The sequence below is a fragment of the Lapillicoccus sp. genome (genome assembly GCF_046595215.1).
Classification (GTDB): domain Bacteria; phylum Actinomycetota; class Actinomycetes; order Actinomycetales; family Dermatophilaceae; genus Lapillicoccus.
In genome coordinates this window covers 1-3,392 of sequence record NZ_JBKJPP010000096.1, presented here as the reverse complement: position 1 = coordinate 3,392, position 3,392 = coordinate 1, and the positions used below count along the sequence as shown (strand labels likewise).

The 3,392-nt window shown below is 68.9% G+C and carries 2 protein-coding genes and 1 pseudogene; 2 read left to right on the top strand and 1 reads right to left on the bottom strand.

Features of this window, described 5'->3' with window-relative positions; all coding sequences use genetic code 11:
* A pseudogene (locus ACLL9L_RS07785) lies at window positions 1–536 on the bottom strand (copper oxidase); the annotation flags it as partial.
* A gap of 401 nt (window positions 537–937) precedes the next feature.
* On the opposite strand from ACLL9L_RS07785, the gene ACLL9L_RS07780 reads away from it, so the two are divergent.
* Both ACLL9L_RS07780 and ACLL9L_RS07775 read left to right on the top strand, forming a co-directional pair.
* Window positions 938–1,618, top strand: coding sequence for a response regulator (locus ACLL9L_RS07780; protein ID WP_411284075.1), 681 nt, complete (start codon window positions 938–940; stop codon window positions 1,616–1,618).
* Window positions 1,605–2,954, top strand: a complete 1,350-nt coding sequence (locus ACLL9L_RS07775) for a sensor histidine kinase (RefSeq protein WP_411284074.1) — start codon at window positions 1,605–1,607, stop codon at window positions 2,952–2,954. The genes ACLL9L_RS07780 and ACLL9L_RS07775 overlap by 14 nt, the downstream gene beginning before the upstream one ends.
* Window positions 2,955–3,392: the final 438 nt, after the last annotated feature.

Genomic DNA, 3,392 nt, shown 5'->3' with positions numbered 1-3,392 from the left:
GGCAACGTCCGCAGGGTGCCCGCGCTGACGGTGGCGCCGGAGGCGTCGAACGAGATCGTCGGGCGGCCCAAGGCGTCGATCGGCAGCACCTGCGAGGTGGTGAAGGAGTGGGTGCGCACCAGGTGCTCGATCTTGTAGACGATCGGGTCCGGGTAGCCGATCTGGCCCGGCCAGATCTGGTGCCGATCGTTTCCCAACGAGTTCTGCTGGCCCACGCCGGGTCCCGGTGTCTTGCTCCAGGTGGTGTAGTCCGACTTCGGGGACGGCGCCATGGCCTTCAGGATCGGCAGCGCGTCCTTGAAGGGCGAGACGATCAACGGGCTCGTCGGGAACGCCTCGCTGTAGAACAACAGGTCACCGAGCCCTGTCGACGAGGCGGCGAACGCCCCGTCGGGTGACAACAACCCCTTCTGTGCCAGGAGCGGGCCCCCCACCCCCTGGGCGGCGGCCAACGCCACCCCGACCCCTCCGGCAGCCCCCAGCCGCAACATCGTACGGCGCGACAGCCCGGCTGCGCCCCTAGATTCCCCGGACATCACACCGACCCCCCGTCCGGGAGAGCCATCGGGCAGGCCCGTTGCCCCGCGTTGCCGTCACGTGAACGGCGCTGTCCTGCTCGCCTGGATGCGCTCACGACGAAACTCCTTGCCTCATGGGTCAGCCTCACGGTGTGCACCGTGGACCGTTGCCGTGCTGAACCGACGACGACCGGTCCCGATGGGCCCCAACGACCGTTGAGGAATCCCCGCTGACATGGTGACCGCCCGACCATGGGGTTACCTTGGGGTCCGCCCGGGCCCATGGAGGTCTCCGTCCCAGCGCCCCGTGGGTAGACGTCTTCCGCATGGTCACTTGGGGCTATGGTGCTGGCCTCCGGCCGGCACCATACTGGGCAAAGGTTTGGAAATCGTGGCTCGTGGGGAATGCGGGGCAGACGGTGGGCGGGTCGGAATATCAGCCGCACGGGCTGCGCACGACGCGGGTGCTCGTGGTGGATGACCACCGCACTGTCGCCGACGCGGTGGCGCTGGCCATCGGTCGCGAGGACGACCTCGAGTGCGTGGCGACCGCCCACGGGGTGGGCGAAGCACTGGCGTATGCTGAGCGGTTCCTCCCCGATGCCGTGGTGATGGACGTGCGCCTGTCCGATGGGGACGGGCTGGACGCCACGGCGAAGTTGACACACAGGTGGCCTGACACCCGGGTCATCGTGCTGACCGCCTTCATCGACGAAGGGCTGCGCGCACGAGCGGTCGCTTCGGGTGCGTGCGCTCTCCTTCCCAAGGACGGCAATCTCTCCGACCTGCTGCGCGCCCTGCGCACCGCCGGGCGCAACGACCCGGTGATCCACCCGAGCCTCGTCAAGGACCTGGTCACCAGACCGTCGTCGGAGACGGCTCAGGCGCACTCGGCGTTCACCAACCGAGAGCAACAAGTCCTGCAGATGCTCGCGGACGGTTCGGATGTCGTCGTCATCGCCCGCGCCCTGGGGCTCTCGGTGCTGACCTGCCGCGGCTACATCAAGAGCATCCTGGTGAAGCTCAACGCCCACACCCAGCTCGAGGCAGTCGTCATCGCCCACCGCCGCGGCCTGGTGCATGTCGGTGGCAAGGAATAGCCCGGGCGCCCCCCGGACCGGGCGCAGCCCCGAACCGGCCCTGCGCTATGCCCTCAAGCGCTACGTGGTCTCGAGCCTCGTCGTCCTCGTCGTCGTCGGCATGGGGACGGTGCTCGTGGCCCGGGCGCTGGCTGCGGACATCGCCCTCCGGGAGGCCAGCGTCCGGGGCGCAGCATTCGCGCACAGTGTCGTCGCGCCGGTCGTCAACGCCCAGGTCCGAGCCGGACCGAATGCCCAGACCGAGACGCTTGCCAACCTGATGCGCACCCGGATCCGCGACGGGTCGATCGTCCACATGAAGCTCTGGAGCCGGGCCGGGTCCGTGATCTGGTCGGACGAGAGCGATCTCATCGGGAGGTCCTACGCCTTGGAGGACGAGGTGAGTGCCCTCTTCGGCACAGAAGACGTCACCGCGGCCGTCTCGGACCTCTCCAAGGTCGAGAACGTCGAAGAACGTTCGCGCGGCGAGTTGCTCGAGGTGTATGCCGGGGCCCACGACGCCGACGGGGTCCCGTTGGTCTTCGAGTCGTACTGGTCCACCGACCGCATGGTGGAGGACCAGAACAACATCGTCCTCCGGTTCGCGTTCCTCGGCATCGGCACCCTCCTGCTCTTCCAGATCGCCCTGCTCCCGCTGGCAACGGCCCTGGCTCGGCGCGTCGACCGAGCCCGCGCGGAGCGGAGCACCATGCTGCGACATGCCCTGTCCGCCTCGGACCTCGAACGCCGTCGGATCGCACGAGACCTGCATGACGGGCTGGTCCAGGACCTTGCCGGACTCGGCTACGCCCTGCCGTCGGTCCTCGACCAGCTCCCACCTGAGGCAGAGGACGCGCGACGGGTCCTCGGCTCGGTCAGCGTCCAACTGCACCGAGACGTCACGGCGCTGCGAGGGCTCCTCGTCGACGTGTACCCGTCAAGCCTCTCCGGCGGCGGCCTCCAGCCTGCTGTCGAGGAGCTCGCAAAGCGTGCGCGGGAGTCCGGGCTGCTCGTCAGCGTGGTCGTCGACAGCGCCCTGACGGACACCTCGCCCGAAGTGGCCAAGCTCGTCTACCGCGTGGCCCGGGAGGCCCTGCGCAATGTCGTGCGACATGCGCATGCCACGCAGGCCTCTGTCGTCGCCGACGTCGTGGGCGACCAGGCCGTCGTGACGGTGAGCGACGACGGCACCGGAATGCACGGCATACCAGCGCCGTCGGGACATGTCGGCCTGCGCCTGCTGACCGACACCCTCGCCGACGTCGGCGGCGGCATCCGGCTGAGCAGCCCCCCCGGCGGAGGGACCACCGTGTGCGCAACGTTCCCGCTCTCGCTCGCCGACGGTCTGGACGGGTGAGGGACCCTGCGAGCACGACTGGTGAAGTCCGGTCGGCGTAGCAGACACCTGGTCTGCGCGTCCCCGGAATCGCCAGACCGATGACCCCCAACTTTGGGGCCCGGGCCACCCCCCTCCTGGTGGATCCCTCGAAGGCATCGGGCATCCACCCTGAGGGTGAAGTGCAGAAGGCTCACTGAACATGTCTGGTCGGTGATCCATCGTCTGATCGCGCTTCAGGGGACCGCTGTCGCGGTGTCCGCGGGTCAGGACTTACCGAGGTGAGGGAAGAACCGTCATGAGATCTCAACAGTCGACACCATCAGCTGGGCCCGTGTTCGGGCGCCGTTCAGGCCTGGAGCGCTCCGGGTTGAGCCGCTTCGTTGCGCGTGTGCTGCCGGTCGCGTTGGCGGCCACCGCGGGGGTGGCGTCTGTCGCGGTCCTGCTCGCCGCTCCCGC